A 16,092-nucleotide genomic window follows, 5' to 3' on the forward strand; every position below is an offset into this window, starting at 1 on the left:
TTTAGCCAAAAAAGAGTTCGTTCAATTCCGCTGCATCAGGTACCGATTCTAAGATTGCCGTTCTAAGGGCTTCTCGACTATTAGGGGGCATATCCCGCACCGCTCGATACACGCGCGCGCGCCAATAGCTGAAGGGAGTGCTTCGACTGGCTACAGCCTTGGCGATCGCGCGCTCCTCAAGGCTGCCCAAGAACAGAGCCTCATCTGATGCAGAAACGTCTTCTGTCACTTTCTCGCGCAGATTCGAGAACTCGCCTTCTACGCGAGCCTTGATCTTGTAGATATCATCCCAAGTCCTTAGCTTCTCATTCCGATCCGGGTCATTACTTGCGAGGTGAATAACCACTTGCGGAAACAGTGCATCCGTATCATCAATTGAAACCCGTACCTCGCTTGGTAGGGCGCGCTCGGTCCAAGGAGAGAAGCTGAGACGCCTGTTGCCGTCTTGGAGCAAAAGGTCTTTAGCAAGCTTGGCTTTCGAGTTGCAAGTCTGGCATATCGGCACCAAGTTCTTCGGATGAACTCCGTATATTGGGTAGTTATCTTTTGCCAGTAAATGGTCGTACGGGCCACGCCACTGTTCGTTATCATCCACTCCAGTTTGCAATTGAGCCAAGGACTCGGTACCACACACGCAGCACACGTTGCCATTGCCCGGTGCGGCCCTTGCGCGGAAACGCGCGTAGTGATCGTCAATACTCTCGCCGCACGCCGCCTTGACACCAGTGAGCTTGCTGGTAGCTTGGTACAGATGAACTGCGAGTGCCTTTAACGGGGCAAAGACTGAGTCTGGTACAGCGGGCAGGGCCAAAGCACGATCGGTCAAGAAGTCGCATGGTTCTGTATTCAGTAGTAGCACATTTCTGAGCGCATCTTTTTCTCCTTGACTCAGCACGACTAATGCCGCACATAGGGTGGTGGCAGCATCCTGAGTCGGCGGGTTGCCAGTTGCTGCGGCAAGTAAGCCGTTTGGCAAAGCGTTCTGGTGCATCTCTCGATCTTCGAGCGCGGCTAACACGACCTCCTTCAGGAATTGGTTGAGTCCGTGGAATACCTTGGATTGCTCCAAGCCTGGCTTGATTGCAAACAGCATTTACTCGGCCTTTAGCTTATTGATGAGGTAAGAGCGCTCTATCGAGTCTCCCACGGACGTTTCCAACCACCTAAGCTTGGCCTCATTGCTCATGCTTTGATCCGCTAGTTTCTCTCGTATCTCCTGGATGGCCGTCTCAGAGATCGTCGCTTTCAGATGGAAGTGCTTTTTGATCAGCACATCGAATGAAGCGCCAAAGGTCTCGCTGGCCGGTGTATTCATCGATGTCACTCCGTCGGCCTTATCGAATTGGAATATAGCTTGGCGCGGCAGTGACGAAACCAGGAATGGGGAGTGCGATGAGACCAAAGCCTGGGCAGAACCGTTGGCTTGATTGGCCCGTTCGAAGTCTAGGTGAAAGTGGGCTCGCCAGTTAGGATTGAGATGGGTTTCCGGCTCATCGTACAAGAACAGTGTCTCGTCACTACTGAATAGTCTGACCGCGCCGAGCGTGAGCAGCAGTTGCACCTCTCCGTCGCTTAGATCGTCAAGCGTCACATAGCCCTGTCCGTCGGACATCCAGAGTTCTTGTACCGATAGCGGAAGCTTACCCTTCAGAGGTTTCGTCACGTGACCCTGGAATCCGTCGCGCCGGAGCGATCGCTTCACGTCGCCCGGCCAGCTTCCTACACCCAACAGCTGGAGCTTGTAGAGCGCTGAGAACCATTCAGTTGGGCTACGCTCGCTGCCGGCGAGACGCCTTACAATATGTTGGTCAGTGAAATCCAGCTCAATATCGCCAGCCAGGTAGTCCAACTGGAACAATTCGTATTGTTCCTCTGATGTTCTTGCCGACAGAGGTGTCAGCCTGTCGTCGCCCGCTAGCTCGATCAGCCTTTGAATGTCTCTGGCGTTGTCGCCTGCGGTAGCGTGGTTCCGCAGATCAAATCGGATAACGGCGCGAGCTGGATGGCGGAAAGGAATTTCTCGCCAGACCTCGTCTCGATCTTCCGTTGGCAGCATGCCCAATACTGCGATTAGTAAGGCAGCACAGTCGTAGTCGAGGAAGAGACTTCTTGGTGCGACGGTGTCAGCCTCCCGCAGGCGGAAGAGCTCTGGACCGTTTGAGTCTTTTTCTGCATAGAAGATGCCTCGGTGACGAGCCAGAAATCTCCTGTTGATCTCAAAGGTTTTAGGCTCATCCACATCAGGTTTGGTAAGCTCTTCCTTAAGTCTAGAGCGAACTCGGATCACGTCATGAAACTGTAAGGCGTTCCTCATAAAAGGGCGTTGTAGATTTTCAGAGAGACCCGATGCGTAACCGACGAGTATGGGCAGCAGCACGTCGTCTAATTTATCTGTGCTATAGACTTGGCTCCACTGTATGGGCGCTCCAGGCGTGATCTCAACGACTGGGTTTTGCATTGGTTCGTACACATCAACTCGACCCTCACTGCGGGAGTCAATCACATAGCGACGGCGTCCTTCAAAAAGTGAAGACGACAGTTCGTAATCGACACGAAAATCGTACCCCAGCGGTTCCCTTACGCGAAAGTCTGAGCGTTGCTTGCGTTCCAAGAAGGAAAAGACCTCTGCGATGAGCTCCATCACCTGCGACTTACCTGAGCCGTTTGCACCGATTAGCACCGCTACGTCGCCGCCTGCTGCAGAAAAGTCAAAAACTTGGTTTTTCAGGCCCTTGTACTCACCGATGATTCCGATCGATAGCAGCCTCATTCGGCCGTCCTTCTACCTCGCTTGGATACGCCTGAAGTAGTATTTGCCTGAAGGCGTCGGAGTAACTCACTCGCAGGTTCATCGCTCGGGTCTTGCGGCACCAACTCGCCGCGGAAAGCCTTAGCCAGCAGCGAGGGCGTCAGGCGAGCGGTTGCGGTTTGCGCGACTTTCAGACGGTCTTCCAGACGGTCGGCGAAAGCGAAGAGGAGTTCGACTCGGCGGACGATTTCGATTTGCTCAACGATCCCTGGCAATTTGAATTCAAATGCGCGCAGCTTCGAGGCGTTGATGTTCGACTGACTAACTCCGTCCGATTTCACTCGTCTGCAGTACTCGCGCCCTGCAGGACTGCACAGATTGTAGTTCAGGAAGTCTGGCAATAACTGTTCACTGCATCGCACGCGGATTAGGTAGCCTGCAAAAATTGCCTTCCGCTCACCTCTAAAGATCGCCGACTTGCCTACCAGTTCGGGGCTATTCGTTCTATTGAAGAGTACATCCCCCTCATGGAGCTCATACTTCGCAATTTCGTTTTGGTCGCTAGTGAAGACTAAATCTTTCCAATCAAGTTCGCCGGACTGAATGTTGCCCATACGAAGCACCGGTACGTCACCAGCCTTACTAGATTTGGCTGCAGATCCGTAGCCAAAATCCTCGGCCTCATCAACCAAAAAAATGTTCTTCCAACAGGCGACACCACTTTGCTGCATGCGCCACTCCTTCGTCAAACTCCCCGACGTCGCCGCCTTCAGCACTGATTGCCGGAAGCGTTTGAGCAACGGAGAGACGCGGGCGAGGCGATCGGTTACCGCTTCTACGCGGGCCAGCACAGCGTCAAGTTTGTCAGCGATGCGACGTTGTTCAAGCTTTGGCGCAAGGACGAACGGTGCAGCTTTGCCGGCATCAGTCCCCAGACGAGGCATATTCACCCCATGGCTGACCTCGGTGACGTAGGACAAAAACTGCGGGTGGCGCAGCCAATGAAGCAGATACCGCCCATCAACAGCCTCTGTCGGTCTGATCGGCACGATCTCTGTCGTGCAAACACCGGAGCTGTCGGCATAAACCACCTTGTTTAGGTAGGGGCGCAGTTTTCCGTACAGCACGTCGCCCGCAAAAAAACGGTTCTTCGTACTTTTCGACTGACGCTGCAAATAGGTCAATCGCTGCAGGACACGCCCGGTATCCTTCTCAATGTCTTCCAGTTCGAGCACCCAGGTATCGTCTGCTAGCTCATTGGGCTCGGCCTTCGAAGTGCGGCCGTAGTTAATCGCGTCTCCCAGCGAGAGACGAATCCACGAGTGAGGCAGGGAATCTTCTATTATGCTCATTCGCCCAACTCCGCCAAGAGCCCTTTCAGCTCCTCCATCGCCGCAGCCAATTCCTCGCTCGCTTCCCTAGCCAACATCTCCGGCTCCGGCAGGTCGGCAGCATCCTCGGAACTCTCATCCTTGAGCCAGGCAATGTCCAAGCTGTCGCCTTTCTCACTGGCGATCCAGTCGCGGGTGAAGCGGCGGAAGCGCCCAGTTTCGTTCTGGTCGGTCCGCGCACTCTGGCCGTTCGGGTCGGCACCGAAACAGACCTCGAACTCGGCGAAGTAAGCACGGGACAGTGGGGTACGCTTGCCGAACTTGGGAGCGTTGGCGCGCATGTCATAGACCCATACCTCCCGCGTGCTGCTGGTGGCCGCCTGGCTTACCTTCTGGAAGAACAGGACATTGGTCTTCACACCTTGGGCGTAAAAAATGCCAGTGGGCAGACGCAAAATGGTGTGAAGGCGACACTTTTCCATCAGATCGCGGCGGATGTCGGCACCCACGCCGCTTTCAAACAGCACGTTGTCAGGCAGCACCACTGCGGCGCGGCCCCCGTCTTTGAGGTGGCGCACGATGTGTTGCAGGAAGGCCAGTTGCTTGTTACTGGTGGCGAAGGTCAGATCGTCCCGGGTCGGGCCACCGCCACCTTTAGCAGTGCCAAAGGGCGGGTTGCTGAGGATGATGTCGCTCCTCGGCAGGCTGCTGCCGGCGCTGCCCAAGGTATTGCCCAGGTGAACCACACCTTGGTCATCGCCCTCCATGCCGTGCAGCAAGCAGTTCATCAGGGCCAAGCGACGTGTACCGGCGACTAGCTCCATCCCCAGGTAGGCCTTATTGCGCTGGAACTGGCGCTGCTTTTCGTTCAGGTCGTAGAAATCGTCGGTTTGGCTGCGGATATAGGCGTCGGCCGCGATCAGGAAGCCGGCTGTGCCGGCAGCAGGATCCTGAATAGTCTCGCCGGGCTGGGGTTGCAATAGGTGAACAATGCTATCGATCAGTGGACGCGGGGTAAAGTACTGGCCGGCGCCGCTCTTGGTCTCGTTGGCGTTTTTCTCTAGCAGTCCCTCATAGAGGTCGCCCAGGCCGTCCTGCTTAGCACTAAACCAGTCGATGGTGTCCAAGCTCTTAACCAGTTGCTCTAGATGGCGAGGCTCCTTGAGGCTGGTCTGAGCGTCGGTGTAGACAGCTGCAATGAGCGGGTCAGTACTTTGCGAGAGCTGGAGCAGGCTACTCTTGTAGTGATTTAGAAGGTTCAGTCCGGAACGGCCGGTGAACTCGGGCCAGCGGGCATACTCGGGGAGCTTGTGTGCCTCCAGCAGTCCGCTCTCATTATTCTCGTGCTCCATCTTGATGAAGAGCAGCAGAACGAGCTCAGTTACATAGTCGCTATAGTTGATGCCGTCATCTCGAAGGATGTCACAGAGGTTCCAGAGTTTTTGAACGAAGTCTTGGGTAGTCATTTAGGAGGTAAGTTGGGTTCTGGTTGGCCATCAGGCTGCGGCTTGCGGCCACAGGCCATCGGTCAGGTTGTTCATTATTTGCTCGAGTTGGCCACTAAGCAGCTTATCCAACTGCTTGGCGCCACCATCATTGGCAAATGCGGTGTTAACGAAACTGCGATCAATGATAATTTCGTGGGTAAGCTGTTTTGCCAAACGTTCCAGCCACCTGCGCTGCAATGTTGTCCAAGAGTGCTGCACGTACAGCTTCTGCATGGCGCGGGCTACACGTTGCTCAAACGGCAGCAGAGCCTCGCCGAGCGCGGCCTGGCGGATATAAGCAATGACACCTGCAGCGATGTCCTGATTACTTTGCATGCGCCAGGCAGCCTTGAGGTTTGCCTCGGAGTAGCCAGCACCGTCGAGCAGCAAGCGTACCTCTTTGAGTTGCTCTCGGGTAAGATCGCGCGGACGGTTAACCACAGTGGCGATCGCAGCTGATTGATTGATCTGCAGACGCACGAAATGGCTGAAGCTGTCTAAGTAGTCCTCTGGCTTGGTGTACTGGCCCCAGCTCTGGGTGCGCTCGCGTATCTGGTCTACATGTTGTGAGATGACTGGCATGTAGGCCGTCCCCAACAACTGCTGCACCTCGGCGAGTTGCAGCAGCAACCGAGTGTTATTGCGAAGAAAGTCAGCTGCAGCTTGGGGACCGTTTTCTTCGCCCAGTTGGTGCAGGTGGCGGTGGAGGTTCTGTGGTGCGACGCCCCATTGCTGCTCCAGTGCGTCCAACCGATCTCTCAGCTCTGGGCGTTTCTCCGCCTTGTGGGCGGCGTCGCGCAGTATGCGCATTAGTTTCTGGTTAAGCTGGTCCAGCACGTCGTGAGCGTGGCTGCGGCCCGGCGCATTGCCCTGCAGGCCGTACGCGGCCGGGTTGTTTAGTTCGTCCAGTAACTGGTCCAATGTGACGTGTGGATCCTTCACCAATGGCTGCATAGTGTTGACGGCTTGCAGCGCGGCGTACAAATCAACAGGGTCGTAGATTTTGAAGACGGTCTTGCCGATGTCATCACAGCGCCGGGTTGCACGCCCGATCATCTGTTCATACAAGATGCGCGACCTTACCCGGCGCATGAATACTAAATGGCAGATGGGGGGCACATCAATGCCTGTTGTTAGCAGGTCAACGGTGATTGCGATCGACGGAAAGCGTTCGTTTTTGTAGCGACGGATAAGTTGCCCCACCTTATCAGAGGCGCCGGTGATTTTCTCGACAGCGGCTTGATTATATTGCTCGCCATACAGATCCTTGAAAGCGTCACCCAGTAAGCGTTTCACCATGTCCGCGTGCGCGTCAGTGGCGCAAAAAATCAACGTTTTCTCTTCTCCCATAGGGTCTAGCTCTTGCGCGAGCTGTTCGCAGATGACGCGGTTAAAGTCTTCGTTAATGACTCTCCTATTGAAGCTCTCAAGCTCGAAATGCAGTTCGTCTTCAAGTTCGGCTGACTCGATCTCGCCGGTGCCCATGTTGATTGCCTCCACCTGCTGCCCCCGGTCAAAGTGGATCCCATGTTGGCTTAGCAAAGTTTGGTATCGGATTGGGGGCTCGTAATCGATAAGCCAGTCGTCGGCGACGGCCTCTCTGTACGAATAGGTGTACACCGGTCGGCCGAAAATTTCCGTGGTGTGGCGAGCGGGTGTGGCAGTCAGACCAACCTTGACTGCATCAAAGTAATCTAGCACGCGGCGGTATGTTGACAGGTACTGAGCTTCGTCGCGCAGCGCAAGTTCGCCTTCAGTCATGTCCTGGTCCAGTGTATAGCCACGGTGAGCCTCGTCGACAATCACGCAGTCGAACGCGTCAACGGCTGGCGCGTTGTCATTCACGAAGATGCGTTTGACCATGGCTTGTACGGTGGCTACTTGCACGCGTGTTTCAGCTTCAGCGGCCATGTCACCAAGCTCAGCGATGTTATAAATCTTGGACAGCGGCTGGCTTTGCTCCAGCGGAGCGTCGTTGAAAGTATCGATGGCTTGCTCACCGAGAGCAGTGCGATCAACCAGGAACAAAATTCTGCGAAAACGTTCAGTCTTGAGCAAGCGGTAGATAAGGCCGATGATCGTACGAGTTTTGCCGGTGCCAGTCGCCATCGCCAGTAGGCAACTGGTCTGTCCACCCGCTAGTGCTAGTTCGACGGCAGCGATGGCCTTTTCCTGATAGTCGCGCAGGCCCAGATAGGCGAAGCCTTCTTGCTTTAGCCGTTCCTCGGCATCGGTCCTGCTGCGACCAAGCTGGTCTAACAGACCTGCGGGCGTGTGAAATCCCTGCAGAGGCCTGGATAAATTAGACGTGAAGCGAAGATCGCGGAACCAAGTACCGCTAGCCTCAGGACTTTGCTTGATCAAAGGTCGGCCATTGCATGAGTATGCAAACGGCAGTTGAAAAGTGCCACCTTGACCATCCATCCATGGGATGTGACAGCCCTGGACCAGCCAAGCTGCATGGTGCTCAGCGTCGAGGGTGAAGCCGCGCGCGTAACGCTCAGCCTGACTAATCTTACCTGCGACGTTAACATTCAGACGTTTTGCTTCAATTGCGGCAACTGGCGTGAGACCCGCGAACAGCACATAGTCGGCATTTTGCTTGCCTTTAGTGGGCCACTCGGCGATAGCTAGGTTCCGGTGACGCTCTGGACGAGTGCCCTTTGCGTAGGTTAGCGTATTAGTGTCAGCCTCCCAGTCGGCGTCACGTAGCATTTGGTCGATCAGCAGGCGCGTGCCAGCCTCGTCCATCGTGACTTTCTGTGCAGCGCGGGCCGCTCGCTGAACAAAACGCTGAACGTCTTGAGTACTTGTTGTTGTGGGCTGCGAAGCTGCTGCTTCCAATTTTGCGTCAAACTCCGCTTTCAGCGCGACAAATCTTGCGCTGGCCTCCTCGGCCAGGCTTTCATAAATGCCACGCTCTTCGCTGGCGCGTGCGGCAAGTTCGCGCTCTTGTGCCGCCTGTGCGGCGAGCAGCTTGGCGAGTTCAGCTTTGCCTGCCTGCTCCGTTTGAGCCTGCTGCAGATCTTGAGTGAGGCTGGATACTTGCTGTTGGAGTTCGACCAACCTTTGACTTGGGTCATCTGGAAGTATGAAAGGGCCTGACCTGAAATCAGGTTCAGATCCGAAGCTACGGTGGAACCAAAGAGCGACCTCTCGCGCAACCTTGAGTGCTTCAAGGCCTTCGCGGTAGCCTATGCCATGATTTGCTTGGTGAGCAGCCTCGTTGCCACGAGTCCGCAGGAAATGAAACATTTGTCGCACTTGGGGATCCAAGCTCAGACGACTGTCGACTGCACGCAGTAGCTCAGCTTGTGTCGACTGTTGCGGGCGTAATCCGATGCGAGAGGCAACTTCTTGCGCTAGCGATTCAGCAAGTAGCCGTAGCTTAAGAACGCAACTGGCAGGATCAAAGGGATAGAGTCGCTCTGCCGTGGAGCCAAGGTCAGCCAGCAACTGGCTATGCACAGCCAAGAAACCGAAGTTGCTTGATTTTCCCTGAGGTTCTAGTTCCATAGTTGTTGCGTTCCCCCAGATCAATCGACAGAAATTCTAAGGCGAGCTGCCGTCAGTAGTCGCGTAACGATCACGAATCGTCCAAAAATTTTCTAACTGCACAGTACGTGAAAGTCGGACTTGACTACCAGGGGATGCGTGGATCAAGGAAGCGAAGCCCTACTTGCACTCTTGCGACACCCGGACTGAAATAGTCGCAACTGTCGTCCGAGGGCATTGTGCATTATAGCAATGAAATGTTGGGTATCCACCTGATCAGTTGCCGCTTCGTGGGAAGGATAGTGCGGTTGGCCGATGAGGCTGATACTCACCTGCGTCGGGCTGATAAGAATGATTCTCTGGCCGACGTGTATGAAAAATTATGGGGGAGCGCTTGTAAGATAGCCAATAATGCGATGCCCATCTTTTACTACCGCAGGGCTTTGTTGCACATATGCCCGAGGTGTCCCTAAATTGTAGCTCGGATACACCTTGGAATTGATGCCAAGACCTTGGAAATTGATGCCGTTGAGGTCACGGATAAAGCTGCCGTCAATCGCCGATGCTGTAATCGCTTCTCGACCAGATTGACGCCTACGATACAAGGCCTGCCATGAGGCTATTGCCCTACGCGGCGCACAGGCCATTATTCCGACGCGCAAAAACGGCAAGCCCGGGAAAGACCGTCGACCGGAGGCTGATGCGCGCAATGCCATATTGCATGCCATGCGACGCCTTGGTCGTCGAATATGGAAGAAGTGGATGAGCTACCATCGGCGCAGCCTAGTGGAAACCAAAATGCACTGCTTCAAGCTGATAGGAGAACCAGTGATTCGCGCGATTTCGACTACTAGGCCGCCGAGTTGCAAGTGCGAGCAGCCATCCTCAATCGCTTGCCCAGGCTTCGAACATCGACGACGTTGGCCATGGCACAGGAGTGTGCGCGGCAGAAGAAATGAAAATCACGGCTCGATTTTTCGACCTATCAGAACGCTCTAGAATCGACTTTCTCGACCTTGGGAAGGCGTAAAGCACCCCTCAAAATGTCGGAAAATGAAGCGAAATCGGTCTGCCGCGCAGACTCCTAGGTCTGCTTGGGGTAACCGGTATTACGCTCTCAATTTACTTGTGCAACAAAGCTCTCCGATGGTGGAATCCAGAGCTTGCTTCTTGGAAAGACGTCGCGGACAGACATGTTCTATTTCAGAAGGAGTCTGCAGGAAAACTACATATCGGAGGTATTCGAGCGCTCGTTGGCTGATTAGCCGCGCAAATTACCTAAACGGATGGTGCGCTTTTATTTCTCAGGGTACCAACCAAGGCCGACTATCACGCGATGGCCTGCCTTGGCTGTTCAATCAGTCGTAGAAAGTGTATTCAGTCTCGTCCGGTTGGAGTTTCAGCAGAAGTCCGGTGTACTTTGCCTGAAGAATCGAGGCGCTAAGCGACACCAAAAAGAAGAGCGCAGCAATCACGATAATGCCCACCCAAGAGTCGTTGAAGAACATTCCGACCAGCGTGATGATTGCGAGGAAGCCGCAAACCCGACACACAATTGTAAGGAGGATCTTCGCTATTGGATGGAAGTAGAGCAACAGATAGAAGGCGCCACTTCTCATTGGTCATCGTCCTTCTTGTCTTTTGGCTTTGATCGCTTGATCCTAGAAGTGATGGCCGTGGCCACGCGGCGGATCAGGCGCTTCACTGCAGCGAATGGTTCGAAAAAAAGGCGTGTGTCTTCGATCGCTACTTTTTTAATATGCTCAATAAGTTTGTTCATTTTTTTCTTCATGATGTTTAGGATGAAACCACTATGTCCGGCATTCGCCAACCTCGTTCATGGCTTGGCGTCCTTATGGCAGGAGAGCTGCGAGTACGTGTATCCTTCAGACAAACGCGTCTTACAGGCTGAGGAAATCGCGAATCGAATTCCTGCCACAACTCCCTCGGACTGGATTGCCTTTGCCACCTCTTGGACGTCGGCTCGATATTCCAGGTTGAGCAAGGTGAGCGTTTGGTGGCGTGAGTGGAAGCAAAACATAATCTTGTCGAGCGAAGCTTTGGGCCTGAAATGCTGGTGAAGCCAACGATTGATGTTCCACCACAGGACCCGGCCGTCGCCTTTGCCATTGAGGTAGGCCTTAACGGAACGGCGATCTTCTTTCGTCCAGTCGGTAGTAAAAATGGTCAGGTTCGTGACTTTATCGGTACTCATCAAATAACTCCCTTAATAGGATCGGTTGAGCGGCATATGCGACCGCGACAAGAGTTATCGTAAGTCTCGTGCGTGCTTGCGCAAGTCGAGTTAAGAGCTAAGGAAGAGTGTCGGCAGCCACGGATTCTTGATTCCTGCAGGCGATTTCTTGTGATATACATCTACCTGATTATGTTCTTGGCTCAGAACCTTGATCGCCGCCTGTTGTCCAAGCTTGTTTGACAACATAAACGGGAGGGCCATCATGTCGATCAGCCCGACTCAGTTCCATAAGGGATTATCCATCGCGAAATTTTTGCGGGAGTAGGGCACCGAAGCACGGTGCGCAGCCGCGCTGGCCAGCGTGCGTGCCAGCACTATGCTAGAGCACAGCCGTCTGTCTTTGACCACTTGGTATCTGGCGATATACTGTATGACACAATCGAGAACCAATATCGCGGCGCTGGCGCTGATGCGCCATCTCGGCGTGTCTTGGAAGACGGCTTGGCTGCTCAGGCACAAGCAGATGGAGGTGATCTTTCAAGTTGAAGTGACACGGCCGTTGTAGGGTGAGGTGTGGGGCGACGACTCCTATCCGGGCGGCGAGCTGCCCGGCGGCGGACATGGCCACGGATCGATCAAAAGGTGCCATTCGTGGCGGCGGTCGAAATGAGCGAAGTACGTCCGCAGCGATTGCGCTTCGATCCGGTGGCCGGTTTTTCTGTGTCCGCACTAGCGCCTTGGGCTAGGCAGCCGATTCCGCCCAGCGCCTGCTTTCCCTCGGACGGCCTGTCCGGTTTTGCCGTCCTCGATCAGTTCGGCTATGAGCACAATATACGCCATGCCACGCGCGGCAAGACCGGCAGCGAGATCGACGCCTTCCGCTGGCTCAACGTGGTACTGGCAACGTGAAGACTGCTTTATGTGGCACACATCAAGCCTTCAAATTTGCCAAGTTTTTCCGCCGCTCTAGCTGGCTGAAGTACAGTATCGTTCCAACCGCCGCTGCGACTTGGTGGCGCTGGTGCCGCGCTTGGCCGTCGCTACGACCCACACGTTACCGTGTCCGAACGGCGAATTTTGATGCCATCTGAAGCAAGTGCATAATCAAGTATTGAAAAGCCCCTGGCGCTAAGTGATACAATGCATTCATGGGAGAATTTATGACAAAAGCAACTATTGGCAGCGTCGCAGACTACGTAATAGTCAAGTTGGAAGAGGCTGGCGCTGGCTTGAATGTGTTGAAGCTCCAAAAGTTGTTGTTCTACATCCAAGCTTGGCACCTTGCTATCAAGCAGAAACCGCTTTTCGACGCCAAATTTCAAGCATGGGTCCATGGACCTGTGAACCGTGAAATTTATGACCGTTTTTCCAGAACGCACATGATGTACGACGCTATCACGAGCAATGACGTCGTGGAACAAAATCAAGGTGAATCTTTGAATCGAGATGCGGCTGACTTCGTTAACGAGATATTGGAAGCTTATGCATCCTACTCTGGTACTAAGTTGGAACGTATGACGCACGACGAAGAGCCATGGATTCAGGCGCGCGGTGGTCTGTCTAATTCGGCTCGATGCGAGACCGAGATAGACGAAGAGCTTATGGCCTCGTATTACAAACAAACCCTCGAAGTCGCTAACTCACGATGAGCATCAAGGACGCGGCGCGCGCTCGCGCCGAAAAGTCTGGTGAAGGCGGCAAAGGCGAAGATCTTAAAAACCTTCTAAAACGTTCCCAAAAACGTGACAATCAACGCTGGTCATTTGGATTCCGCTATTTCAAAGAGATCGAAAACTTTGGTCTGGACTCTGACAGAATTGATAAAAAATGGACTTTGTCCGTGATGTATCGACTTGGTGAATTGTCAGCGCTTACGCTTGAGTCGGTGTTGGATAGCCGGACAGTCGCCGATGGGACGTTGCGTATGCACGATATCGATTGGAAATGGAGAAGTATTCCAATCAAGCGCGCTGACATCGATTGGATCGGCGACGACTATGTCAAGAATGCGGAAGAGTTTCCGTTTTTTCAGATCTCGGTGTCTAAGGCAATGGGGCGACTTGTAGGGTTCATGGACGAGGATAACGTATTTCAAGTGGTCCTTCTAGACCCGTTGCACAACGCGCAGCCTTCCAAATTCAATGGTTATGTTGTGCGTATGTGTAAGCCGCTCGGATGTGAAATCACGTCAATCCGATATAGCGCTGTCAATGCTCTGAAAAAAATAGCAGGTCGCCCCTGTGGCTGCGATAGAGAGATTGAAAGCGCTTTCCAGTGGACTAAGCGACAGCCTGGCGAGGCTTTTATTATTCCTGTTGCTGATGGTACTGATGTTGAAGATGCTGACAAGCTTATAGCGCAGGGAAAAGCTGCGTCCTATCTTGACATCTTTGAAGCCGGACTCGTCGCATTGGCCTAGCACGTATCAAACTGTGCGACTGCCGTGGCTTTGCTCTTTAATAACTTATTGGTAATCGCTTCAAAATTTTACGAGGACGGTTAACGTGTAGTCATGTTGCTCCTTGATAACCCGGTCGTACTCGACGGAAAGCGTTACGAACTCAGGTACCTTTAGTCGTCCCGCAACATTGAGATTACTCTTTGCCTCGTTCGAGAGGCTCAGTGTCAACTTGCGTGTTAGCAGCTGATTCATGCCGTCCCGTCGCATTTCGAGGAGCGTGCGCATGTTCGGGTCCGCTAGTAAGCCGGTGCGACGCAGGAGCTTTTCGGCAGTCAAAATGTCGGGCGTGCCTCCTGTGAACATGTCGCATAGATTCATTTGGGCGCGGAAACGCTCAAGTTCTTCAGCCTCGATTGATACTTTTCCGCTCGCTCCTAGCCGCTCCGCCCTAACATCGACTGAAGTCTTGCCTGTGCGCGTGCGGAGGTCGATTTGCTCCACGCTGACTTCCGTTGCTCCGAGGTACATGCATAACATGGAGAAATACATGTGTTTGGCAAGTGCGAAGCGCTGTGGAGCAAGCGATGCCTCCTCGTAGGTGTCTGCGTCGAAGGGGCTTTGAACTAGCATGCTACCTGGACGAGCAAGCCCCGAGTCGATAATGTTCCGAAGGGCTGGCGACACCTCGCTCTGCGAGCGAACTGGAAACTGGAGGACATACGCTTCCTCATCAAAAAGCGATTGCGCGGCGCCGGGTTCGTAAGCGCACTTCTCAAGGTCATGTTGTTGCAGAACCAGAATAGCCTTTCGGCTACTTGGATCGTTGGGAAAGGAACCTGTCGTCATAGATTGAAATTTATTTGATACTTGGTGGTTGATCGCGGTGGTCGTTTCGCCCATTACAGGCACAGCTTTCTGCATTTGTTTCTTATCTTTGGCTACGATCCATTTTGCGCTAGCCAGTAGACGATGGCGAAAAGCACGAGGCTCGCTATCACGATTCGAGAGATGCGTATGAGCTTCGTCGTCGAGGACTTTTTTTTTAGGGCTTCAAAGGATGCTTGTACGAGTTCAAAGTGCTCCGCCTGCAGCGTGCGTCCGATGCGCCTCGCAAAGTCATCGAGTATTACTGTAGCCGAGGCACCAAGTACAGGATCAACGGTAGCGTTGTAGTCGCCGTAGCATACTATCGGCGCGGATCTCCCTGCGCTGTCGAGTTGGGCGGAGGGTATTTCCATGACGAAGTGGCTTTCATCGGCAGTCAATAGCACACCACTTTTCTCACAGATCCGTTCTCCCCTCTTGATGACGTTGGATACTACCGACACTACTTCCTGGCGCTGTATGGTTTCGTCTGGGGCCAAAACCTTTCCGTTCACTTGGAAGTGGTCTGGTGAAACGTTGTCAAGAGCCTGAGCCCAAAGGATGAACCTGTCGCTCATGAAGTCACCTGCATAAAGACTTGGTAAACGAGTGCTTCGGTATTTTGGGTATTTTTCATGCTCCCTAAGACGACCTTTGTTTGTTGTGCGCCGCCTGCACGTGCGACGAGCTCCACTACGATGGGAATCTGCCTGAACTTGTCAACGTAATCACCCATCTTGGCTGATGAGGTGCTGCGGAACTCAGGGTCAAGGTCGCAGTGAGTTCCGATGATAAAAATGAATGGTCGCGGGTTGCGGGATGTTAGCCACCCCCCAATGTGCTTTAGGTCATCTCTTACTCGGGCCTCCACGTTACGGTCGCCGGCGATGAGCCGATCAGCGCGGACGAGGTAAAACACTACATCTGCTTGTTCGAACAGTTCCTTCCACTCACCGTAGGCAGCCTTATCTCCAGATATATCAAGCGAATCTTTCACCTTCAAGTCGAGGTCATTGAGTTGAAAGCGACGGGACGAAGTTTTCTCAGGAGCGACCGTCTGCTTGTACTCAACTGGGATAGAGCCGGTAGCCAGGAACTTTACAAGGTGTGTCTTGCCCACCCCACGCGCGCCCAAGACTGCGAGCCGCTTGCCTTTTAATGTAACGAGGATATAGTCCCACTTGACGGCGATCGTTGTCCCAACGAGCAAGGACACGACACCAATAGCTATAAATATTAGTGGCAGTGGCATTCAATAAACTCCGAGGGATAACTGCACATTTAATAGATTAGCTCACGCTATTATGTGAGTCAGTTAGCTGTGTTGCGTGGACGGATAATGACTAGAGCGAAGATAAAGGCGAAAACTAATTATCTTGCCATGAATAAGTTGCTTGAGCAATAGCGAATACGTAGAGGGGCTATTCGATCTGCACATGCCATGACATGACATGACATGACATGACATGACGGAGTCCTACCTGATGGTGGACCGGACGGGAAGGTTCTTTCAAAACGCCACATGAGCCTCCGTCAGGGGATACCGCTATAGCCAGCCGATCTTGGAA

Annotated in this window: 14 protein-coding genes and 1 pseudogene; 4 read left to right on the forward strand and 11 right to left on the reverse strand. The window is 53.6% G+C overall.

Features of this window, described 5'->3' with window-relative positions:
- Position 1 precedes the first annotated feature (1 nt).
- Genes ACQ4WM_RS08885 through hsdR form a run of 5 tightly spaced genes read right to left on the reverse strand, consistent with a single transcriptional unit; the run spans position 2 to position 9,083 of the window.
- Positions 2-1,093, reverse strand: a complete 1,092-nt coding sequence (locus ACQ4WM_RS08885; RefSeq protein ID WP_436546345.1) for a hypothetical protein — start codon at positions 1,091-1,093, stop codon at positions 2-4.
- Complete coding sequence (locus tag ACQ4WM_RS08890; RefSeq protein WP_436546346.1) at positions 1,094-2,770, reverse strand: AAA family ATPase; 1,677 nt, start codon at positions 2,768-2,770, stop codon at positions 1,094-1,096. It abuts the gene before it with no gap.
- Positions 2,767-4,101, reverse strand: a complete 1,335-nt coding sequence (locus ACQ4WM_RS08895; protein ID WP_436546347.1) for a restriction endonuclease subunit S — start codon at positions 4,099-4,101, stop codon at positions 2,767-2,769. The genes ACQ4WM_RS08890 and ACQ4WM_RS08895 overlap by 4 nt, the downstream gene beginning before the upstream one ends.
- Entirely contained in the window at positions 4,098-5,546 is a 1,449-nt protein-coding gene (locus tag ACQ4WM_RS08900; RefSeq protein ID WP_436546348.1) for a class I SAM-dependent DNA methyltransferase, read from the reverse strand. Before ACQ4WM_RS08900 ends, ACQ4WM_RS08895 begins: the two co-directional genes overlap by 4 nt.
- Positions 5,547-5,576: 30 nt before the next feature.
- Entirely contained in the window at positions 5,577-9,083 is a 3,507-nt protein-coding gene (gene hsdR, locus ACQ4WM_RS08905) for a type I restriction-modification system endonuclease (RefSeq protein ID WP_436546349.1), read from the reverse strand.
- Positions 9,084-9,544: 461 nt separating this feature from the next.
- Between hsdR and ACQ4WM_RS08910 the strand changes: the two are divergent.
- Positions 9,545-10,021 (forward strand): annotated as a pseudogene (locus tag ACQ4WM_RS08910) (transposase); the annotation flags it as partial.
- A gap of 399 nt (positions 10,022-10,420) precedes the next feature.
- Here ACQ4WM_RS08910 and ACQ4WM_RS08915 read toward each other — a convergent pair.
- The 3 genes from ACQ4WM_RS08915 to ACQ4WM_RS08925 are packed head-to-tail and all read right to left on the reverse strand — an operon-like array spanning position 10,421 to position 11,277.
- Positions 10,421-10,681, reverse strand: a complete 261-nt coding sequence (locus ACQ4WM_RS08915; protein ID WP_436546350.1) for a hypothetical protein — start codon at positions 10,679-10,681, stop codon at positions 10,421-10,423.
- A complete protein-coding gene (locus ACQ4WM_RS08920) occupies positions 10,678-10,842 on the reverse strand; it encodes a hypothetical protein (RefSeq protein WP_436546351.1) in 165 nt (54 codons plus the stop codon). Before ACQ4WM_RS08920 ends, ACQ4WM_RS08915 begins: the two co-directional genes overlap by 4 nt.
- Before the next feature lie 57 nt (positions 10,843-10,899).
- The gene (locus ACQ4WM_RS08925) at positions 10,900-11,277 is read right to left on the reverse strand and encodes a hypothetical protein (protein WP_436546352.1); all 378 of its coding nucleotides are present in this window, start codon (positions 11,275-11,277) and stop codon (positions 10,900-10,902) included.
- A gap of 555 nt (positions 11,278-11,832) precedes the next feature.
- On the opposite strand from ACQ4WM_RS08925, the gene ACQ4WM_RS08930 reads away from it, so the two are divergent.
- The 3 genes from ACQ4WM_RS08930 to ACQ4WM_RS08940 all read left to right on the forward strand — a co-directional run bounded on the left by ACQ4WM_RS08930 (position 11,833) and on the right by ACQ4WM_RS08940 (position 13,678).
- Positions 11,833-12,168, forward strand: a complete 336-nt coding sequence (locus ACQ4WM_RS08930) for a transposase (protein WP_436546353.1) — start codon at positions 11,833-11,835, stop codon at positions 12,166-12,168.
- Between the two features lie 251 nt (positions 12,169-12,419).
- The gene (locus ACQ4WM_RS08935) at positions 12,420-12,908 is read left to right on the forward strand and encodes a Panacea domain-containing protein (RefSeq protein ID WP_436546354.1); all 489 of its coding nucleotides are present in this window, start codon (positions 12,420-12,422) and stop codon (positions 12,906-12,908) included.
- Positions 12,905-13,678 (forward strand): hypothetical protein, encoded by a 774-nt coding sequence (locus tag ACQ4WM_RS08940; RefSeq protein ID WP_436546355.1) that lies wholly within the window; start codon positions 12,905-12,907, stop codon positions 13,676-13,678. Before ACQ4WM_RS08935 ends, ACQ4WM_RS08940 begins: the two co-directional genes overlap by 4 nt.
- 60 nt (positions 13,679-13,738) lie before the next feature.
- On the opposite strand, the gene ACQ4WM_RS08945 is transcribed toward ACQ4WM_RS08940, so the two are convergent.
- Genes ACQ4WM_RS08945 through ACQ4WM_RS08955 form a run of 3 tightly spaced genes read right to left on the reverse strand, consistent with a single transcriptional unit; the run spans position 13,739 to position 15,776 of the window.
- Positions 13,739-14,581 (reverse strand): hypothetical protein, encoded by an 843-nt coding sequence (locus ACQ4WM_RS08945; RefSeq protein WP_436546356.1) that lies wholly within the window; start codon positions 14,579-14,581, stop codon positions 13,739-13,741.
- Between the two features lie 17 nt (positions 14,582-14,598).
- Positions 14,599-15,102 (reverse strand): hypothetical protein, encoded by a 504-nt coding sequence (locus tag ACQ4WM_RS08950; protein ID WP_436546357.1) that lies wholly within the window; start codon positions 15,100-15,102, stop codon positions 14,599-14,601.
- The gene (locus ACQ4WM_RS08955) at positions 15,099-15,776 is read right to left on the reverse strand and encodes a GTPase domain-containing protein (protein WP_436546358.1); all 678 of its coding nucleotides are present in this window, start codon (positions 15,774-15,776) and stop codon (positions 15,099-15,101) included. The genes ACQ4WM_RS08950 and ACQ4WM_RS08955 overlap by 4 nt, the downstream gene beginning before the upstream one ends.
- Between the last annotated feature and the right edge of the window lie 316 nt (positions 15,777-16,092).

The sequence above is a fragment of the Janthinobacterium longum genome, from assembly GCF_051380735.1.
Lineage (GTDB): Bacteria > Pseudomonadota > Gammaproteobacteria > Burkholderiales > Burkholderiaceae_D > Janthinobacterium.